This window comes from Maricaulis sp. CAU 1757 (genome assembly GCF_054482675.1).
Genome location: NZ_JBTLRI010000002.1, coordinates 553,132 through 572,571, shown reverse-complemented (window position 1 = coordinate 572,571; position 19,440 = coordinate 553,132). Strand labels below are relative to the sequence as shown.

Annotated in this window: 16 protein-coding genes and 3 tRNA genes; 14 read left to right on the top strand and 5 right to left on the bottom strand. The window is 66.1% G+C overall.

The window, feature by feature from the left end; all coding sequences use genetic code 11:
* The first annotated feature begins 126 nt into the window (after window positions 1-126).
* Together recO and ACXYMR_RS08985 are read left to right on the top strand one after the other, a co-directional pair.
* A complete protein-coding gene (gene recO, locus ACXYMR_RS08990; protein WP_458942514.1) occupies window positions 127-855 on the top strand; it encodes a DNA repair protein RecO in 729 nt (242 codons plus the stop codon).
* Window positions 856-978: 123 nt separating this feature from the next.
* Window positions 979-2,418, top strand: a complete 1,440-nt coding sequence (locus tag ACXYMR_RS08985) for an MATE family efflux transporter (RefSeq protein ID WP_458942513.1) — start codon at window positions 979-981, stop codon at window positions 2,416-2,418.
* A 24-nt stretch (window positions 2,419-2,442) separates the two neighbouring features.
* On the opposite strand, the gene ACXYMR_RS08980 is transcribed toward ACXYMR_RS08985, so the two are convergent.
* Window positions 2,443-2,527: transfer RNA gene (locus ACXYMR_RS08980), tRNA-Leu, on the bottom strand.
* A gap of 145 nt (window positions 2,528-2,672) precedes the next feature.
* Here ACXYMR_RS08980 and ACXYMR_RS08975 point away from each other — a divergent pair.
* From ACXYMR_RS08975 to ACXYMR_RS08935, 9 genes are all read left to right on the top strand, one after another.
* Window positions 2,673-3,275 carry a methyltransferase domain-containing protein gene (locus ACXYMR_RS08975; RefSeq protein WP_458942512.1) on the top strand — a complete coding sequence of 201 codons (603 nt, stop codon included), beginning with the start codon at window positions 2,673-2,675 and terminating at the stop codon, window positions 3,273-3,275.
* A gap of 500 nt (window positions 3,276-3,775) precedes the next feature.
* Window positions 3,776-5,320 carry a trigger factor gene (gene tig, locus ACXYMR_RS08970; protein WP_458942511.1) on the top strand — a complete coding sequence of 515 codons (1,545 nt, stop codon included), beginning with the start codon at window positions 3,776-3,778 and terminating at the stop codon, window positions 5,318-5,320.
* A 141-nt stretch (window positions 5,321-5,461) separates the two neighbouring features.
* A complete protein-coding gene (locus ACXYMR_RS08965) occupies window positions 5,462-6,142 on the top strand; it encodes an ATP-dependent Clp protease proteolytic subunit (protein ID WP_458942510.1) in 681 nt (226 codons plus the stop codon).
* Window positions 6,143-6,306: 164 nt separating this feature from the next.
* Complete coding sequence (gene clpX / locus ACXYMR_RS08960) at window positions 6,307-7,578, top strand: ATP-dependent Clp protease ATP-binding subunit ClpX (RefSeq protein ID WP_458942509.1); 1,272 nt, start codon at window positions 6,307-6,309, stop codon at window positions 7,576-7,578.
* Between the two features lie 144 nt (window positions 7,579-7,722).
* On the top strand, window positions 7,723-10,128 hold the full coding sequence (gene lon / locus ACXYMR_RS08955) for an endopeptidase La (RefSeq protein ID WP_458942508.1): 2,406 nt from the start codon (window positions 7,723-7,725) through the stop codon (window positions 10,126-10,128).
* A gap of 197 nt (window positions 10,129-10,325) precedes the next feature.
* Entirely contained in the window at window positions 10,326-11,471 is a 1,146-nt protein-coding gene (pheA, locus tag ACXYMR_RS08950; RefSeq protein ID WP_458942507.1) for a prephenate dehydratase, read from the top strand.
* 102 nt (window positions 11,472-11,573) lie between these two features.
* Window positions 11,574-11,649, top strand: a tRNA-Val gene (locus ACXYMR_RS08945).
* Between the two features lie 102 nt (window positions 11,650-11,751).
* Entirely contained in the window at window positions 11,752-12,234 is a 483-nt protein-coding gene (locus tag ACXYMR_RS08940; RefSeq protein ID WP_458942506.1) for a hypothetical protein, read from the top strand.
* A 106-nt stretch (window positions 12,235-12,340) separates the two neighbouring features.
* Entirely contained in the window at window positions 12,341-13,054 is a 714-nt protein-coding gene (locus tag ACXYMR_RS08935; RefSeq protein WP_458942505.1) for a hypothetical protein, read from the top strand.
* A 3-nt stretch (window positions 13,055-13,057) separates the two neighbouring features.
* Here the strand turns inward: ACXYMR_RS08935 and ACXYMR_RS08930 are convergent, their stop codons facing one another.
* The 3 genes from ACXYMR_RS08930 to bioF all read right to left on the bottom strand — a co-directional run bounded on the left by ACXYMR_RS08930 (window position 13,058) and on the right by bioF (window position 15,776).
* On the bottom strand, window positions 13,058-13,810 hold the full coding sequence (locus ACXYMR_RS08930) for a YbaY family lipoprotein (RefSeq protein ID WP_458942504.1): 753 nt from the start codon (window positions 13,808-13,810) through the stop codon (window positions 13,058-13,060).
* 140 nt (window positions 13,811-13,950) lie between these two features.
* Window positions 13,951-14,601, bottom strand: a complete 651-nt coding sequence (gene bioD, locus ACXYMR_RS08925; RefSeq protein ID WP_458942503.1) for a dethiobiotin synthase — start codon at window positions 14,599-14,601, stop codon at window positions 13,951-13,953.
* Entirely contained in the window at window positions 14,598-15,776 is a 1,179-nt protein-coding gene (gene bioF, locus ACXYMR_RS08920; RefSeq protein ID WP_458942502.1) for an 8-amino-7-oxononanoate synthase, read from the bottom strand. Before bioF ends, bioD begins: the two co-directional genes overlap by 4 nt.
* Before the next feature lie 45 nt (window positions 15,777-15,821).
* Between bioF and ACXYMR_RS08915 the strand changes: the two genes are divergently transcribed.
* Both ACXYMR_RS08915 and ACXYMR_RS08910 read left to right on the top strand, forming a co-directional pair.
* Window positions 15,822-17,138 carry an adenosylmethionine--8-amino-7-oxononanoate transaminase gene (locus ACXYMR_RS08915; protein ID WP_458942501.1) on the top strand — a complete coding sequence of 439 codons (1,317 nt, stop codon included), beginning with the start codon at window positions 15,822-15,824 and terminating at the stop codon, window positions 17,136-17,138.
* A 102-nt stretch (window positions 17,139-17,240) separates the two neighbouring features.
* A tRNA-Asp gene (locus ACXYMR_RS08910) sits at window positions 17,241-17,317 on the top strand.
* 96 nt (window positions 17,318-17,413) lie between these two features.
* Here the strand turns inward: ACXYMR_RS08910 and mddA are convergent.
* Entirely contained in the window at window positions 17,414-18,151 is a 738-nt protein-coding gene (gene mddA / locus ACXYMR_RS08905) for a methanethiol S-methyltransferase (RefSeq protein ID WP_458942500.1), read from the bottom strand.
* A gap of 85 nt (window positions 18,152-18,236) precedes the next feature.
* On the opposite strand from mddA, the gene ACXYMR_RS08900 reads away from it, so the two are divergent.
* Window positions 18,237-19,406, top strand: a complete 1,170-nt coding sequence (locus ACXYMR_RS08900) for an alpha/beta hydrolase (RefSeq protein ID WP_458942499.1) — start codon at window positions 18,237-18,239, stop codon at window positions 19,404-19,406.
* Window positions 19,407-19,440 lie beyond the last annotated feature (34 nt).

The window sequence follows — 19,440 nt, the reverse complement described above, 5'->3', positions numbered from 1 at the left end:
CGGGCTGGCGCCCGCGACCCCTTCGACCTCGCTGCGCTCGGCCACTTCCCCGCCTTGCGGGGAAGAAAAGCGGGGGCGCCGCTTTAGATCCTTTCGGTGGCTGAGACTCAAGGCACAACATTCCCCATGGATTGGCGTGATACCGGCATCATCCTGGCCGTGCGGTCGCACGGCGAGACCTCGGCGATTGTCGAGGTGCTGACGGCCGAGCACGGGCGGCATGCGGGGCTGGTGCGCGGCGGGCGGTCGCGGCGGATGCGGCCGGTGCTGCAGCCGGGCAACCAGGTGGCGGTGAGCTGGCGGGCGCGGCTCGAGGACCATCTGGGCTCGTTCCAGATCGAGGGCGAAAGCCTGGGCGCCGGCGCGGTGATGGAGGACCGGGTGGCGCTGGCGGGGCTCAATGCCGCCTGTGCCTTGGCGGTCATGTGCCTGCCCGAACGCGAGGCACACGCGCGGGTGCATCACGGCTTCCAGCTCTTCATCGAGGCGCTTGACGACATCGACATTTGGCCGGCGCTGTATGTGCGCTGGGAGGCCGGGCTGCTGTCCGACCTGGGCTACGGGCTGGATCTGAGCCGGTGCGCGGTGACCGGGGCGGTGGATGAGCTCAGCCATGTCTCGCCGCGCACCGGACGCGCCGTGTGCCGCGAGGAGGCCGAGCCCTATGCGGCCAAGCTGCTGGAGCTGCCAGCCTTCATGCGCGGGTCGGGCGAGATCGCCGAGGGCGATATCGCGCGCGGGCTGGCACTGACCGGCTATTTCATCGAGCGCCGGGTGCTGTGGCCGATCGACCGGCAATTGCCGGAGGCGCGGGGGCGACTGGAGGCGGAGCTCGAGCGGGCGGGGCGGTTGTAGACCGTCACGCGATCGTGACGGTGTTGCTGTTGTGGTGACCTGACGGGCCGGGCCGGGCGCGCCTAGAGTGCCATCAGAGCGAGACGAGGGATTTGGGCGATGGCCGGACGGGCAGCACATGACATGACGCAGGGATCGGTGTTCGGTCACATCCTGCGCATGCTGGTGCCGATGAGTTTCGGCATCCTGGCCATGATGCTGGTCGGCATTGTCGATACCTACTGGGTCGGCACGCTGGGCACGGCGCAGCAGGCCGCGGTGCAGATGAGCTTCCCGATCACCATGCTGGTGATGAGCATTTCCATCGGGCTGGGCGCCGGGGCGGTGTCGGCGGTGTCGCGCGCGGCCGGGCGCAAGGACACGTCCTCGATCCCGCGCATCGCCACCGATGCCATGCTGCTGGCGCTGTTGCTGGTCGGGGCGGTGTCGGTGGTCGGCGTGCTGACGGTGGAGCCGATCTTCATCGCGCTGGGTGCCAGCGACACCATGCTGCCGCATGTCACCGCCTATATGAGCGTGTGGTTCGGCGGCATCACCCTGATCGTGGCCCCGATGGTGGCGAGCAATATCCTGCGGGCGCTGGGCAATGCGCTGGTGCCGTCGCTGATGATGATCGGCGCCGCCTTCGTCAATCTGATCCTCGACCCGATCTTCATTCTCGACGACGTGTTCGGCCTGTTCCCCGGCCTCGGCTGGGGCGTGTCCGGCGCGGCGCTGGCCACGGTGGCGGCCAATGCGGTGACGTTTGCACTGGTATTCTGGTATCTCGCCTTCAAGGAAAAGCTGATCCATTTCGGATTTCACGACCTGGGCGAGATCTGGCACCACTGGTCGGACATTGCCCGGGTCGGCATCCCTGCCTGTTTCTCCAATATCTTCAACCCGCTGGCCATGACCGTGGCGCTGTCCGGCCTGGGAATGGCGCGCTTCGGCGACGCCGCGGTGGGCGGGCTCGGCGTGGCCGGTCGCATCGAGGCCTTCGCCATCGTGCCGCTGTTTGCCCTGTCGGCCTCGATCGGCGCGGTGACGGGCCAGAATGGCGGCGCCAATGACACGGCGCGGGTGCGCGAGGCCTTCCGCTCCTCCTTCCTGTTCTGCATCGCCTGGTCGCTCGGCATCGCCGCCATCCTGTGGCTCGGCGCCGGACCGCTGGCGGCGCTCTTCCTGCCGTCCGAGGCGGGCCAGGCGGTGGCGCGTGACTACTGGCACATCGTGCCGCTGACCATTGCCGGCTACGGCATCACCATCGCCGCCAGTGCCGGCTTCAACGGGCTGGGCCGGCCGGCCTACGGCATGATGATCACGGCCGGGCGGGCCATCGGCCTGATGATCCCCTTCGTGCTGGTCGGCAGTCTTGTGGTCGGCGCCCCGGTCGGGGTGATCTGGGGCGTGGCCCTCGCCAACGTCCTGTCGGGCGGGCTGACGGCGCTGTTCGTGCTGACGCGGGCGCCGATGAGCGCCAAGCACGGCAAGGCGAGGCGGGCCAAGGCGGGGGCGTCGGACGTGGCGCTGACAGATGACGCCGTGGCCGACGAGCTGGTGGCCAAGGATCCGGCGGAGTAGGGCTTCGCTTTCAGGGATCACCGTTGGTGCGGATGGAGGGACTCGAACCCCCACGCCTCTCGGCACCAGAACCTAAATCTGGCGCGTCTACCAGTTCCGCCACATCCGCATGCTTCGGCGGCGCGGTGATGGCATGGCGGGACGGGCGGTGCAAGTCGTGCTGCAGAGCCACGTGCAGGCCGGTGAGGCGGGCTGTGGACGGCAACGTCCGGTTGGCCAATATGGGGGCATGGCGGGCCCGGAGATCAACCGCAATGAATGAGGAACGCACGGCCCTGGACTGGGAGGCGCGGTTTCGCGCCGGCGATGCCCCGTGGGAACGGCCCGGCCTGCATCCGGCGCTGCGGCAGTGGCGCGAGACGGGCCGGCTGAAGCCCGGCGCCCGCATCATCGTGCCGGGCTGCGGCCGTGCGCCGGAAGTCGAAGCCTATGCGCGGCTGGGGCTGAAAGTGACGGGGGCCGACCTGTCGACAACAGCCCTGGCCTGGCAGGCCGAGCGCTTGGCGGCGGCGGGCCTGGAGGCGGAGCTGGTCGAGGGCGACGTGCTGGCCTATCGGCCCGGGGCGCCGTTCGACCTGGTCCACGAGCAGACATTCCTGTGTGCCATCCCGCCGCGCCTGCGCGCGGATTACGAGGCGGCGGTGCACGCCTGGCTGAAGCCGGGCGGGGCGCTGCTGGCGCTGTTCATGCAGAAAGAGGAGCGGGGCGGTCCGCCCTATGGCTGTGCGCCGGAGGCCATGCGCGACCTGTTTCCCGAAGCGCGCTGGAGGTGGCCGGAAGAGGGGGAACTCGTCGCCTATCCGCATCCCTCCCTAGGCGGCAAGCCGGAGCTCGGTGGGGTGCTGCTGCGGCGCTGAGGGGCGGGGAGCTTTATCCTAGCTCTTCGGTGTCATCCCGGATGGATGCCCGGCCTTGAGCCGGGCGGAAGTCCGGGACCCATATCCGCGGTATCGGCCAGATCGAGCGCGGTGCTTCCCACGGCGGCGCGTATGGGTCCCGGCCCTTCGCCCCGCCGGCGCGGGGCATGCGGCCGGGATGACAGGGAAAGGCGCATTCACCCCGTTTGCCATGAATGCCCGGTCTCGAGCCGGGCGGAAGTCCGGGACCCATATCCGCGCAGTCGGCCCGACCGAGCGCGGTCGTGCCCACGGCGGCGCGTATAGGTCCCGGCCCTTCGCCCCGCCTGCGCGGGGCATGCGGGCGGGATGACAGGGGTGGGCGCATTCGCTCCGTGTGCCATGCCAGTTGACCCCAGCCGCTTCGCAGCGTTGCGCAGCGCGAATCCCCGTGACATAACGCGCGCTCGATTTTGCCGCGGCTCCGGCCGCTCTCCACTTGGAATATCAGGGTCAACCTCATGAACGTCACCGAGAAAGCCTCCGAAGGCTTGAGCCGCACCTACGAGATCGTCTTCCCGGCTGACGATCTGCAAGCTCGCCTGGACGCGAAAATCGAAGAAATCCGCCCGGAAGTGCGCCTCAAGGGTTTCCGCCCGGGCAAGGTGCCGACCAGCCACATCCGCAAGATGTTCGGCGAGTCGATCATGGGCGACATGCTCAACGAGCTGGTCCCGGCCACGACCCAGGAAGTGCTCGACGAGAAGAAGATCCGTCCCGCCTCGCAGCCTGACATCAAGGTCGTCAGCGAAGCCAAGGACGTGCTGGCCGGCAAGTCGGATTTCAAGTTCGACGTGTCGCTGGAAATCATGCCGGACTTCGAGCCGGCCGATCCGTCCAAGCTGACCCTCGAGCGCCCGACCGCGCCGGTCGCCGACGAGCAGATCGAAGAGGCGCTGCAGCGCCTGGCCGAAGAGAACCGCGAATTTTCCGCCAAGAAGGGTGGCAAGGCTGCCAAGGCGGAAGAGGGTGATGTCGTCGTGGTGGACTTCGTCGGCAAGATCGACGGCGAGGCCTTCGAGGGCGGTTCGGCGGAAGATGCCCGCGTCGCCATCGGCGACGGCGCCTTCATCCCGGGCTTCGAAGAGCAGTTGATCGGCGCCAAGGTCGGCGAAGAGCGCGAGCTCAAGGTCAAGTTCCCGGACGAGTACCAGGCCCAGCACCTGGCCGGCAAGGACGCCATTTTCGAGACCACCATCAAGGCCATCGAGGCGCCGCAGGAAGCCAAGGTCGACGAGGAGCTGGCCAAGCGCCTCGGCCTCGACTCCATGGATGCCCTCAAGGACGCGCTGAAGAAGCGTTTCGAGAGCGAGCACGCCGCCCAGTCGCGCATGAAGGTGAAGCGTCACCTGCTCGACGCCCTGGACGCCGAGCACCAGTTCGACCTGCCGCCGAAAATGGTCGAGGCCGAGTTCGAGAACATCTGGCGTGAAGTCCAGCATGCCATCGAGCACGACCACCTCGAGGAAGAGGACAAGGACAAGTCGGAAGACGAGCTCAAGGACGAATATCGCGGCATCGCCGAGCGCCGCGTGCGCCTCGGCCTGGTGCTGGCCGAGATCGGCCGTCGCAACAAGATCGACGTGACCCAGGAAGAGCTGTCGCGCGCCATCGGCCAGGAAGCCCAGAAATATCCGGGCCAGGAACGCCAGGTCGTCGAGTTCTACCAGAAGAACCCGCAGGCCATCGCCCAGGTCCGCGCGCCGCTGTATGAGGAAAAGGTCGTCGACTACATCCTCGAGCTGGCCGAGGTGAAGGACACGGAAGTCGACCGCGAGGCGCTGTTCGCCGACGAGGACGAGGTCCCGGCCAAGCCGAAGGCCAAGAAGAAGGCGCCGGCCAAGAAGAAGGCTGCCGCCAAGTCGGGTGAAGACAAGCCGGCTGCCAAGAAGAAGGCCCCGGCCAAGAAAGCCGCTGCCAAGGAGGCCGACCACAAGCCGGCCGCCAAGAAGGCTCCGGCCAAGAAGAAGGCACCGGCCAAGAAGGCCGCTGCCAAGAGCGATTGATCGATGATCTGATTGTTCACAGCAAAACGCCGGTGCTACACAGCACCGGCGTTTTTTGTTTACCACCGTTTCACAGGTCGCGATGCAGCCTGCGCCTTGCCTACAACCGCGACGCTCGCAATATTTAAAAAAACCCGTCTGATGAGAAACGGGCCGCCTGCCGGCCCGGAACCCAAGGAGCCTCAAATGCAAGATCCCCAGGCCGTCATGTCCAACCTGGTGCCGATCGTGGTCGAGCAGACCAGCCGCGGCGAACGCTCCTTCGACATCTATTCGCGTCTCCTGAAGGAGCGCATCATCTTCATCACCGGTCCGATCGAGGACCACATGGCCAGCCTGATCGTGGCCCAGCTCCTGTTCCTGGAGTCGGAAAACCCGAAGAAGGAAATCTCGATCTACATCAACTCGCCGGGCGGCGTGGTTTCTGCCGGCCTGGCGATCTACGACACCATGCAGTACATCCGCAGCCCGGTGTCGACGATGTGCATGGGCATGGCCGCCTCGATGGGCTCGCTGCTGCTGACGGCCGGTGAGGCCGGCATGCGCTATGCGACGCCGAATGCGCGCATCATGGTGCACCAGCCTTCCGGCGGCTTCCGCGGCCAGGCCTCGGACATCGAGCGCCATGCGGCGGACATCCAGAAGATCAAGAAACGCCTCAACGAAATCTATGTCGAGCACACCGGTCGCACCTATGACGAGATCGTCAATGCGCTCGACCGCGACAACTTCATGTCGGCGGAAGAAGGCAAGGATTTCGGCCTGATCGACCACATCACGGTGCGCCGTGGCGACGACGAAGACGACGCGTCGAAGAAGTAGATGGTAACCCAAGGCGCGCTTGACGCTTGATCGAGCGCCCTTCGGTATGATCGTATGGTGAGTGACAGAAACCGTTTGCTAAGGTTCGGCCGTGATTTTGCAGGGCGCCGGATCGATGAAGCCAACAGGATCGAACCCCGGCGAGGGGTTGAATTGGAGCAGTCATGAGTAAGACCACGGGCGGAGACAGCGAGTCGAAGAACACGCTCTACTGCTCTTTCTGCGGAAAGAGCCAGCACGAGGTGCGCAAGCTGATCGCCGGGCCGACGGTGTTCATCTGTGACGAGTGCGTCGAGCTCTGCATGGACATCATCCGCGAGGAGAGCAAATCCTCGCTGGTGAAATCCCGCGAAGGTGTCCCTTCGCCGCAGGAGATCTTCAACGTCCTGAACGATTACGTGATCGGCCAGTCGCATGCCAAGCGCGTGCTCGCCGTCGCCGTGCACAATCACTACAAGCGCCTCAACCACGCGGCCCAGAACGCCGATGTGGAGCTGGCCAAGTCGAACATCCTGCTGATCGGCCCGACCGGTTGCGGCAAGACGCTGCTGGCCCAGACGCTGGCGCGCATCCTCGATGTGCCCTTCACCATGGCCGACGCGACGACGCTGACGGAAGCCGGTTATGTCGGTGAGGATGTCGAGAACATCGTCCTCAAGCTGCTGCAGTCCGCCGATTACAATGTCGAGCGGGCCCAGCGCGGCATCGTCTATATCGACGAGATCGACAAGATCAGCCGCAAGTCCGACAACCCGTCCATCACCCGCGATGTATCGGGCGAGGGCGTGCAGCAGGCCCTGCTGAAGATCATGGAAGGCACCGTCGCCTCGGTGCCGCCCCAGGGTGGTCGCAAGCACCCGCAGCAGGAATTCCTGCAGGTCGACACCACCAATATCCTGTTCGTCGTGGGCGGCGCCTTTGCCGGCCTCGACAAGGTGATCTCGCAGCGCGGGCAAGGTTCCTCGATCGGCTTCGGGGCCGATGTGCGCGAGCCGGATGCCCGTCGCACGGGCGAGATCCTGCGCGAGGTGGAGCCAGACGACCTGCTGCGCTTCGGCCTGATCCCGGAATTCGTCGGTCGTCTGCCGGTCATCGCGACCCTGGAAGATCTCGACGAGGACGCCCTGGTCCAGATCCTGACCGAGCCGAAGAACGCCCTGGTCAAGCAGTACCAGCGCCTGTTCGAGATGGAAGGCGTCGGCCTGACCTTCACCGAGGATGCCCTCAAGGCGGTCGCCAAGCGGGCCATTGCCCGCAAGACCGGTGCCCGCGGCCTGCGCTCGATCATGGAAGGCATCCTGCTGGAGACCATGTTCGACCTGCCGGGTCTGGAAGGCGTCGAGGAGATCGTCGTCAATGCCGAGGTGGTTGATGGCAATGCCAAACCGCTGTGCATCTATGCGGAACGCAAGGACGACAAGCGCACCGGAGCTTGATTCCGGCGGCTTGGATCGCCACCTGTTAGCGGAACACGGGAAACCGGATCGGCAGCCCATGCCGGTCCGGCCCTCCCGAACCGAGTCAATTCGACGTTGATGACAGATCGCGCCGTGCCGTAACGGGCGGCGCATGGAGTAAGCATGTCCCAGACCAAAACACTTCCCCTTCTGCCGCTGCGCGACATCGTCGTGTTCCCGCACATGATCGTGCCGCTCTTCGTGGGGCGCGAGAAGTCGGTGAAGGCGCTGGAAGCGGTGATGAAGGGTGACAAGCAGATCTTGCTGGCCACCCAGCGGACGGCTTCCGACGATGATCCCAAGCCTGACGCCATCCACACCACCGGCGTGGTCGCCTCGGTGCTGCAATTGCTGAAACTGCCGGACGGCACGGTCAAGGTGCTGGTCGAGGGCGGCGTGCGCGTCGAGATCGAGGACTATACCGACCGCGATGACTTCTACGAGGCGGTGTGCACCTCGATCCCGGAAGACACGGGTGATGCGTCGGAGCTGGAAGCGCTGATGCGCACGGTGTCCGGCAAGTTCGAAGACTATGTGAAGCTGAACAAGAAGGTGCCGCCGGAGGCGCTGGCCTCGCTGGCCCAGATCAGCGAGCCCGGCAAGCTGGCCGACAGCATTTCCGCGCACCTGGCGGTCAAGATCGATGAGAAGCAGGCGCTGCTGGAAGAGCCCGACGTCTCCAAGCGGCTCGAGCGCGTGCTCGGCCTGATGGAAGGCGAGATCGGCGTGCTGCAGGTGGAGAAGAAGATCCGCTCGCGCGTCAAGCGGCAGATGGAAAAGACCCAGCGCGAGTATTACCTGAACGAGCAGATGAAGGCGATCCAGCGCGAGCTGGGTGAGGGCGATGACAGCCGCGAGGAACTCGCCGAGCTGGAAGAGAAGCTGGCCGAAGCCAAGCTCTCCAAGGAAGCCCGTGCCAAGGCCGAGGCCGAGTTCAAGAAACTGCGCAATATGGGCCCGATGTCCGCCGAGGCGACGGTCGTGCGCAATTATCTCGACTGGATCCTCGCGGTGCCGTGGGGCAAGCGCAAGCGCCTGAAGACCGATCTCGAGCGCGCCGAGAACGTGCTCAATGACGACCATTACGGTCTCGACAAGGTCAAGGAGCGCATCCTCGAGCACCTCGCCGTGCAGGCGCGCACCAAGAAGCTGAAGGGCCCGATCCTGTGCCTGGTTGGACCGCCCGGCGTCGGCAAGACCTCGCTCGGTCGTTCGATCGCCAAGTCGACCGGCCGTGATTTCGTGCGCATGTCGCTCGGCGGCGTGCGCGACGAGGCGGAGATCCGCGGTCACCGGCGCACCTATATCGGCTCTATGCCGGGCCGCATCATCCAGTCGATGAAGAAGGTCAATTCCTCCAACCCGCTCTTCCTGCTCGACGAGATCGACAAGCTGGGCGCCGATTATCGCGGCGATCCGGCCTCGGCACTCCTTGAAGTGCTGGACCCGGAACAGAACTCGGCCTTCAACGACCACTATCTGGAAGTCGATTACGACCTGTCCGACATCATGTTCGTGACCACCGCGAACACGCTCAACCTGCCGCAGCCGCTCCTCGACCGGATGGAAATCATCCGCATCGCCGGCTACACGGAGGACGAGAAGGTCGAGATCGCCAAGCGTCACCTTCTGCCCAAGCAGATGAAGAACCACGCGCTGAAGACCGGCGAGTGGACGGTGACCGAAGCGGCACTGCGTGACCTGATCCGCTATTACACGCGCGAGGCCGGGGTGCGGAATCTCGAGCGCGAGATTGCCAATCTGGCCCGCAAGTCGGTGCGCAAGCTGCAGAGCGGCGAGCAGATGGAAATTACCATCACGCCGGACAATCTTGGCGACTATGCCGGGGTGCGCAAGCACCGCTTCGGCGAGACCGACAAGGAGGACCAGGTGGGTGTCGTGACCGGTCTGGCCTGGACCGAAGTGGGCGGCGATCTGTTGACCATTGAGGCCGTGCGCATGCCCGGTCGCGGCAAGATGACGGTGACCGGCAATCTGCGCGACGTGATGAAGGAGTCGATTTCGGCGGCCAATTCATTCGTCCAGTCGCGGGCCCCGTCGCTCGGCATCAAGCCGACCGTGTTCCGCGCCGCCGACATCCACGTGCACGTTCCGGAAGGGGCCACGCCGAAGGATGGTCCGTCAGCCGGTACCGGCATGATGACGGCGATTGTATCGGTGCTCACCGGCATCCCGGTGCGCAAGGACATCGCCATGACCGGCGAGATCACCCTGCGCGGCCGCGTGCTGCCGATCGGTGGTCTCAAGGAGAAGCTGCTGGCGGCGCTGCGTGGCGGCGTCAAGACGGTGCTAATCCCGGCGGAGAACGAGAAGGACCTCGCCGAGATTCCCGACAATGTGAAGCAAGGCCTGGAGATCATCCCGGTCGAGACCGCCGACGAAGTGCTGCAGCGGGCCCTGACCCAGCCGGTCGAGCCGGTCGAGTGGACCGAGGCCGACGAGGCCGCTCTGGCCGCGATGGCGTCGCAGAACACGCCGGAACAGGGTGGCCCGCAAATCGCCCACTAGTCACCGGCGAGATTGACGCGCGCCTGGCGGGCGGTCAGTCTGGTGCCATGACTGGATACGTCTTCCTCCGCTCCTTCTATCGTCGGCTTCGGCACGGCGGGGCGGCGGTTTGAGGTCACGGGACAACCAAAGACCAGAAGGGCCTCCCCGCTACCGGGCGAGGCCCTTTTGCTGTCAGCGCAAGGGCAGGACAGGGCATGAGCAATACCCAGAGCACACTTCGCGACACGATTGGCCGAGTCGACGCGCAATTGGTCGCACTGCTGGCCCAGCGCCTGCAGCTGGTCGAGCAGATGTGGCAGGCCAAGGCCAAGGACGGTCTTCCGGTGCGCGACCGCGAACGCGAGCGCCAGGTGCTTGCCCAGGTGACCGAGCTGGCGCGCGAGAAAGAGGTGCCCGCACATCTGGTTGAAGCGCTCTATCACGAGCTGTTCGACCTCTCGGTGCGGCGCCAGCGCCAGCATTTCGACGGCTTGCGCGATGATGAGCTGAACGAGGCGAGTGTCGCCTATCTCGGCGGGCCGGGCAGTTACAGCCATATCGCCGCGCACAAGGTGTTCGAGCGTCACGGGGCCAGCGTCATGCCGGCGCCGCAGCGCGATTTCATTTCGATCTTTCGCGCCGTCGAGAGCGGAGAGGCGGAGTATGGCGTGGTGCCGCTGGAGAACACCACGACCGGGTCGATCGCCGAGGTCTACGACCTGCTGCTGGCCTCGCGCATCCACATTGTCGGCGAACTGCTGCTCAAGGTCGATCACTGCCTGATCGGCCGGCCAGGCTCGCAGGGCCGTATCACCGATGTGTTCGGCCACCCGCAGGTGCTGGCGCAATGCCGGCGCTATCTGGCCGGGCGGCCGGAGCTGAAGACGCACATGGCGGCGTCCAGCACCCGGGCGCTGGAACGCCTGCTGGAGGCCGGAGAGACCGCTGCGGCGATTGCCGGAGAGGACGCGGCGCGCCTGTTCGGCTTCGAGATCCTCGAGCGCAATCTCGGGGATCATGCCGAGAACTACACCCGCTTCATTGTCCTGGCCCGTGAACCGCGTCGGCCGCGTCGCGAGGTCGAGTGCAAGACGTCCCTTCTGTTCACCACGCGCGACGTGCCCGGGGCGCTCATCGACGCGCTGACCGGATTTCGAGACAACAATATCAATCTGCTGAAGCTGGAATCGCGGCCGATCCCGGGCAATCCATGGGAGGAGATGTTCGTCATGGACATCGAGGGCCATCGCGACGCCCCCGGTGTCGGCACGGCGGTGGCCCTGCTCGAGCAATACACCCGGGAAATCCGGGTGCTGGGCTGTTACGCGGCCGACCGCATCGACCCGGTGCGCAGTGCCTAGGTGCAATCAATCGGGGGCGTGGCTGTGTTGCACCCCGTCGTGCCCTTGCGCGCCCGCCGGGGCATGGCATAGATAGCGCGTCCGGTCGCCATGCGCCGGTACGGGCGGTTAGCTCAGTTGGGAGAGCATCTCGTTTACACCGAGAGGGTCGGCGGTTCGAGCCCGTCACCGCCCACCATTTCTGTTTCCTCACGAACTTTGATTTTCATGCGCCCAGAATCCTGTGGCCTTCCGGTCCGGGCAGGCGCATGCTCCGCCCTGTTAACCGGCGGGTGCGCTCATGTGGACGCGTGGGGTGTGTCTGGGTCTGATGGTGATGCTGGCGGGCTGCTCGACGGTGCCGCGGCACTACATGCCCATCCCGGCCGATCCGGTCGAGGCTGACGCCGCGTTCGCTGGTATCGTCGAAACCTGCAGCAATCTGGTCAGTCAGGGGGTCCGCTCCGACTATCAACTCGCCGTCCTGCAATCGGGAGCGCTGGGCGCCGCCGCAGCCTATGGCACCGGGGCGGTCATATTCGTGGGGGCAGCAGACACGGCAGCAATCAGCCTGATCACGGCGTCAAATGTGGCGCTGGTTGCCATGCCCGTCGTCGGCATCCTCGTGGCCGTCGGCCACAGCCGGCGGGTGCGGGACCATCGTGAAAGGGCGATCCGGCGTGCCATGACGGACTGCCTGTCGGAGCACGGGTATCGTATCGAGCGCTGGCAGAGAGTGGTGGGCGGGCGCGCGTCGGTCCGCCACCAGGACCCGCCGGCGTAGACCCGGACCTTTCAGGCTTGGAGAGTGGATTTCGGCTGCGGGCATCCCGCTTGTCATCGGTGCGGCCAGGCCCGACACTGCCGCCGATTGCGCGCGGGGGTGTGGAATGATCTTGAGACGACTGACGCGACATGTGCGCCGACAGGACTGGTTCGCGGTGGGGCTGGATTTTGCCATCGTCGTGCTCGGGGTGATCATCGGTCTGCAGGTCTCGACCTGGTACGACGCACGTGAGGACCGCTTCCGCGAGGCGGTCGTCCTGGATCGCCTTCGCGAGGATTTTCAGTATCTGGTGACCGAGAACGAGGCCGTGGTCGAGCACGATCGCGCGATGCAGGCGAATTACGACACGGCCCGCCGCCTGCTCAGCGAGCAACCCTACGAGACAGATCCAGCAGTTCTGGGGCCGCCGGTCTTTCGCACCGTTGGCGCTCCGACCCTCCAGACATCATCGCCGACCTATGATGAGCTGGTGATGACGGGACGGCTGCAAATGCTGTCGGACGACGAATTGCGCCGCGCCCTGGCCGTGCATGCCAACCGGGCGGAAACCCGGTGGCAGGACGCACAGACCTGGATGACGGTGGTCGATGCCCAGCAGATACTGGGCCTGTCCATCCGTTGGTATCATTTCCCAGAGGAGCCGGTGGTGCTGACCCCGGAGGAGCGCCAGGCCTTGCTGGATGCGATCGGCCTGAGCCAGCTCTCTTTCGGCGCGCAGGCGGGGTATGCGGGGCAGATCGCGGAGAGTGCGCGGGATGTGCTGGCCCTGTTGCCAGCCGAAACGGCGGGACCGGACAGCCCCGCCGTTACGCCATGAGGTTCAGCCCGCGTTGATCTGGGAGCAGACCGGGAAGGTCTGGCCAGCGACGGTGAGGGTGGCGGTGGCGTCGGTGGTGTCAAACACGACATTCCCGCCGGCCGCTTCATAGCGCGTGCCTTCCTCGCTGCCGAGGCGATTAACGTTGAAGCTGGCCGCGCCCCAGGTCAGGCGGGCGCTGTCGGGGCCGGTATTCTCAAGCGTGAGTTCCTGGTCGCCGCACTGGAAGCGCATCAGCGCATCGTCCCCGGTGACAGGCGTCTCGCCATCCTCCTCGCTGTCGACGCGGACCAGGGTCATGACGCCGACCTGCTGGCTGGCGCGGCGGATGTCGATGGCCTGGTCGGTCTCGCTGGCCCAGCGCACCTCGCCGGACGGATCACGGATCTCGCCGCGCACCGCATAGCTGTTGTCCGGGTCCAGGTCGTCGCCGTCGAGGGTGATCTGGAAGGGAATCGGCGGCTGCTGGTCATTGATCTCGATCTCGGTCTCGTTGACCGGCTCGCCGGGGCGATCATCGGTGGTGTCGATCACCATGATGCCGGCGGTGAAGCCCGGTCGCAGCGCGACGCGGGAGCGGTAGGCGAGGGAGCCGCTGATGCTCAGGGTCTCGGGAAGGACCACATCCGGCGTCTCTGTCGTCTGCTCCTCCTCACGGTCGACGAGATCCTCGTCGCGCACGGCTTCATTGTCCGAGCAGGCAGCCAGACCCAGCAGGGCGGCCGATGACAGGGCGGCAAGCGTGTAACGGTTCAAGGTCAGTCTCCATCCAGTGACCGGCTGAAACCCTCAGCCCGGTTGTCGTTGCGCAGACAGCCCGCTCGCGCACGGCAAGCAGGCCTGTCCTGTTCGCCAAGCAACGCGGCAACGGGGCTGCGGTTCCCTGGTGCGCAAGCTCAGCTTGCGGGCAGCAGGTCGAGCAGGGCTTCCGGGTGGCTGGCGTCGAAGATCCGGATGTCGGCACGACCGGCGAAGCGGGCAATGCGATCCGCCGTGTCCTCGATCGGGGTTTCGAACTCGCCGTACGGGTTGAGAATGACCGTACAGCTGCCGTCGAGTACGCGCAGGGCGGTCAGCGTATGCGAAATGGTGCCGAGATAGCCACCGGCGACAAGCACCGGGCGCGCGTCGAGCTCGCGAATGAGGTCGAGATTCAGGCCGCCCTCGGCGATCGGCGACATCACGCCGCCGGCACCCTCGACGATGGTCGGCTGGTCAGGGTCGATGGCGTCGAGACACCAGTTGACCACGGCGTCGAAGGCCAGGTCACGGTCTTCCGCCCGGGCCGCGAGGTCCGGAGACAGGGCGGCACGAAAGCGCCACGGGGTAACGCTTTGCAGCACATCACCCGTCAGGGCTTCGCCATTGGCGCGCATCAGGCGGATGGTGTCGGTGGCATTGAGGTTGTCCGGGTCGAAGCCGGACACGACCGGCTTGAGCACGCGGGCCGTACCGCCGCGCGCGCGGTGGGCTTCCAGCAGGGCGCACAGGATGTGGGTCTTGCCGATATCGGTGCCGGTACCGGTGAAGAAAAGCGGACGCTTCATGCGGCGGACTCGCGGCTGTTGAGCAGGGGAAGCAGGGCGTCGGCGAGACCGTCGACCTGGTCTTCGCTGTGCGCCGCCGAGAGGGTGATGCGCAAGCGGGCCGTGCCGGTGGGTACGGTGGGCGGGCGGATGGCGGTGACCAGGTAACCGGCTTTGGCGAGCTGCTGCGAGGCCCGCAGCGTCGTTGCGGCATCGCCGAAGATGACCGGCAGGATGGGCGATACGGGTTCGGGCAGGTCGAGATGGCGGGCCAGCCGCCGGGCCAGCTCGATGGGGCGCCGGGTCAGGTCCGGCGTGGTCTCGATGATGTCCAGGGACGCCAGCGCCGCGGCGGCGCTGGCCGGCGGCAGGGCCGTGGTGAAGACCAGTGGCCGGGCGCGGCTGCGCAGCAGTTCGCAAACCCGGTGGGAGGCGCACAGATAGCCGCCATAGCTACCCAGCGCCTTGGACAGGGTGCCCATCTGCAGCGGCGCGCGGGCCGAGCGCTCGAAGGCTTCCGCGCTGCCGCGACCCTCGGCCAGCACTCCGACGCCATGCGCGTCGTCAACCAGCGTCCAGGCGTCATGCGCGTCGGCCAAGGCAAGCAGGTCGGGCAGGGGCGCGATGTCGCCATCCATGGAGAACACGCCATCGGTCAGGATCAGGGCATGGCGCGCACCATCGCGATGGGCCAGCAGGCGGTGTTCGAGGTCGGCGAGGTCATTGTGGCGGAACACCTCGATACGCGCCCCCGACAGGCGCGCCGCGGCGTGCAGGCAGGCGTGGGCCAGCTGGTCGATGAAGACAATGTCGTCGCGCCCGGCCAGGGCCGGTGTGATGGCGAGGTTGGCCAGATAGCCGGAGCCGAAGACGAGGCAGTCCTCGCTGCCCTTGAAGGCGGCGAGTCGCCGTTCCAGCTCGAACAGGAGCGGGTGCCCGCCGGTGACCAGGCGCGAAGCGGCGGCACCGGTGCCGTAATCCGCGATGGCGGCGCGCGCAGCGGCTTCGACCCGGGGGTGACGGGCCAGGCCGAGATAGTCGTTGGAGCAGAAGTTCACCAGCTCGCTGCCGTCGCGCTCGACCCGGACGGCGTCCAGCGAGCGGGTCTCGACCGGGGCTCGGCGCAGCTGTTTGCGGTCGAGCTGGGCCAGCTTGTCGGCGGCAAACAGGTCAAGGCTTGCGGCAGGTGATCTCATGCCTAGCCCTGTCGCACAGTTTGCCGGGCTGCTAAAGCCCTGCACATGCCGAATCTCGACCCCGAAACCCCGCCTCACGCCCCGAACGCCGACTGGTTCGACCCGGCGTCGCGCCATCTCTGGCGCCCCTATACGCAGATGAAGACCACGGCGCCGGCGGTGCCGGTGGTCTCCACCGAGGGCGTCCGCTTGACCCTCGCCGACGGGCGCACGCTGATCGATGGCGTGTCGAGCTGGTGGACGGCCTGTCACGGCTATTCGCACCCGCACCTGGTGCAGGCGGTGCAGGACCAGGTGGCGCGCATGTCGCACGTCATGCTGGGCGGGCTGACACACGAACCGGCGGAGCGGCTGGCATCGCGGCTGGCGGCGCTGGCGCCGGGCGATCTGGACCACGTCTTCTTCAGCGAATCGGGATCGGTCTCGGTGGAGATCGCGATGAAGATGTGCGTGCAGTCCTGGATCAATCGCGGCGTGCGCGGGCGCGCGAAATTCGTCTGTTTCCGCGGCGGCTATCACGGCGACACGCTGGCCACCATGTCGGTGTGTGACCCGGAGGAGGGCATGCACGCCCTGTTCGCGGGGGCGCTGCCGCATCAGATCGTCGCCGAACTGCCGGTCGATGCCGAATCGACGCAGCGATTCGAGGCATTGCTGGACGAGCACGCTGGTTCCATTGCGGGTGTCATGACCGAACCGCTGGTGCAGGGCGCCGGCGGCATGCGGTTTCATGATCCCGAGACGTTGCAGGCCATGCGCCGGGCCTGCGATGCGCGCGGCCTGCCGCTGATCTTCGACGAGATCATGACCGGGTTTGGCCGGCTCGGCACGATGTTCGCCAGCGACAAGGCGGGCGTGGTCCCCGACATCATGACGGTATCCAAGTCACTGACCGGAGGGATGCTGCCGCTGGCCGCGACCATCGCCTCGACGCGCCTGTTCGAGGCTTTCTGGGATGACCGTCCGGAAGTGGCGCTGATGCACGGGCCGACCTATATGGGCAATCCGGCCGCCTGTGCCGCCGCCAACGCCTCGCTCGACCTGTTCGAACGCGAGCCGCGCCTGGAACAGGTGGCAGCCATCGAGGCGGCCTATGCTGAGCGCTTGCCGATGGCGCGCGACATTCCCGGGGTTGTCGATGTGCGCTGGCAGGGGGCCATCGGGGTGATCGAGATGGCCGGCCTGCCGGAGCTGGATACCCTCAAGGCGATGTTCGTCGAGGCCGGGGTCTGGGTGCGCCCGTTCAACAACATCATCTACCTGATGCCGCCCTATGTGATCGGCGAAGCCGACTTGTCCGTGCTGATCGACAGCACGATCACGGTGACACGGCGCTGGGCGCAAGCGCGATTTCGAGCCTGAACTGCAGGTCGCTGCAATTGCGCTGCAGCAACCTGCCGAAACTCGCTTGACCCGGATCGGTGGCCCGCATAAACAACGCACCTCGCTTCGGCGAGCCGCTTAGCGGGTGTAGCTCAGTTGGTTAGAGCGCCGGCCTGTCACGCCGGAGGTCGCGGGTTCGAGTCCCGTCACTCGCGCCATTTCCCAGCGAAATGGTTTGCACACAAAAACGGTCGCCCCGACGGGGCGGCCGTTTTGCGTTTCAGCGTGTTTTCAGAGGCTCCGCGGCGCGCCGGTCAGTCCGGTTTGGATGTCCCCGGCAGCGGGATGATCATCGAGACCCGCCGCTTGTAGCTGCGATAGGTGTCGCCGAAGGCGGTGACGAGGTCGCGTTCCTCCAGCTGGATGCCGACCAGCATGTACAGCGTCGTCATCACCGCGAAGAAAAGATGGCCCTGGCTCATCACCGGGGTCGACCAGAAGGCCAGCAGGAAGCCGAGATAGATCGGGTGGCGCACCAGGCCGTACAGGAAGGGCGTGCGGAAGACCGGGTCGGGGAAGGGGCGGTCGCGCAGGTTCAGCCAGACCTGTCTCAGGCCGAAGAATTCGAAATGGCCGAGCAGGAAGGTCGACAGCACGACGATCGTCCAGCCGAGCCAGAACAGGCCGTTCAGGGCCATGACGCCGGCCGGCGCGGTGACGGTCCAGACGGTTGCGGGCAGGGGTTGCCAGACGACGAATACGGCAGCCAGGGTCAGGCTGGAGACGAGGACATAGGTCGAGCGCTCGACCACTTTCGGGATGATGGAGGTCCACCAGCGCTTGAAGGCGGGCCGGGCCATGACCGAGTGCTGCACCGCGAACAGGCCCAGTATGGCGCCATTCCAGATCAGCGCCTGCACGGGCGGTCCGGCCACACCACTGTCCAGGGTTTTCGGGACGAGGACATTGCCGACGAAGCCGATCGCGTAAAGAAAGCTGGCCAGAAAAAACAGGTAACAGATCAGGCCATAGGCCATCGTGAAGACGCGCATCTTTATTCTCCGTATTATCTTCCTGAATCCGTGTAGTGAATACAGCGCAATACTGGTCGGGGTCCTGAAAGAGTTCTGAAATCCGATGGCGGACGCCAACGCAGACGCTGTGCATTCTTTTTCCGGCTTCCAGCTGGACACGGGTACAGGTCGCCTGACCCGTGACGGCGAAGATCTGGCCATTCGGGCCAAGGTCTACGAATTCCTGCGCCTGCTGCTCGAAAGCGACGGGCGGTTGCTGTCCAAGAGCGAGCTCATCGAGACCCTGTGGCCTGACCGGATCGCTTCGGAAGATTCGCTGGCCCAACTGGCGCGCGCCCTGCGGGCGGCGCTCGGTGCGGAGGCGGCGGATATCGTCGTCACGGTTCCCAAGCGTGGTTACCGGCTCGGTGTTCCGGTGGCCACGGCCTGGCCAGGCCGAGTGCGTCGCCCGGACGTCAAGTATGCGCTCAGCGGCGACACACAGATCGCCTATCAGGTCGTGGGCGAGGGGCCGATCGACCTGGTCTATGTGCAAGGCTGGGTGTCACACCTTGATTACGGCTGGGAAGCGCCATCCATGGTACGCTTCTATGAGGGCCTGGCCTCGTTCGCGCGGCTCATCCTGTTCGACAAGCGCGGGACCGGCCTGTCCGATCGTGCGGTCGGCTTGCCCTCGACCGAGCAGCGCATGGATGATGTCCGCGCGGTGATGGATGCCGCCGGCTCGAAGCGGGCGGTGATTCTCGCCATGTCCGAAGGCGGCGGGATGGCCATGTCGTTTGCAGCAGCGTGTCCGGAACGCGTTCAGGCGCTGGCACTGTTCGGCGTGTTCGCCCGGCGCGAATGGGCCGCGGACTATCCGTGGGCCCCGACGCCAAAGCAGAGAGCGCTGTTCTACAGGGACATCCGGGAATACTGGGGTCGGCCCATCGGAGTGGACACGATGGCGCCAAGCCTGGCCGACAATGCGGAGTTCCGTGACTGGTGGGCCGTGTACCAGCGTCGCAGTGCCAGCCCAGGCGCGGCGCTGGACCTCGCACGCATGAACACGCTGGTCGATGTGCGTGACGTGCTGAAGCGCATCAAGGTGCCAACCCTGTTGATGCACCGTGTCGGCGACCGGGAGGTCGCTGTCGAGGAAGCCCGCTACCTGGCGCGCTGCATTCCTGACGCCACACTTCTGGAACTGCCGGGCGAGGACCATCTTATCTTCGCCGGTGATGTGGCGGCGGTGGTCGACGCGGTGCAGGGCTTTGTGGCGGGGCTGCGGTGAGGCGGACCGCAATGCCAGTACCGGGGCCAGAGCC